Consider the following 403-nt stretch of genomic DNA (forward strand, 5'->3'; position numbering starts at 1 on the left):
GACTTTTCCCTGTTTGAAATCGGGAGGTAAAAACGACACCGAGGCTTTGGCGCGGCTCGACGAGCGTCTGGCGCGCTCGCCGGTGCGCGACGGCTGGATCGAGCGCCAACACTTTGCCGACGCGGCGGCGGCGCTGTGGATCGAAGGCGAACTGGTCCACCTTGAGGACCTCGTCCTGCACGACGCCCACATGGATATCCGCACTCCGACACATGATCTCACCCGGGCGCATGCCGTGCTGCGCGCCCGCCGCCACATTTTTGGCAATAAACCCGACTGGGCGCTCGGCCGCGACGGGTTATTGGCGCTGACTGGTCGCGGCGGTGCGGCGGCGGAGCCGGCACAAAATGGCCGGGACGGCGAGGGGGCCTCATCTTCTGAGGAGGGTGTCGATGATGGCGGG

General features: G+C 66.3%; 1 pseudogene. It reads left to right on the top strand.

Annotated features, from left to right (window positions below):
- Nucleotides 1–13: 13 nt before the first annotated feature.
- Nucleotides 14–403 (top strand): annotated as a pseudogene (locus tag EOC06_RS38240) (hypothetical protein); the annotation flags it as partial.

The organism is Mesorhizobium sp. M7A.F.Ca.MR.362.00.0.0, from assembly GCF_004023175.1.
Taxonomy (GTDB): domain Bacteria; phylum Pseudomonadota; class Alphaproteobacteria; order Rhizobiales; family Rhizobiaceae; genus Mesorhizobium.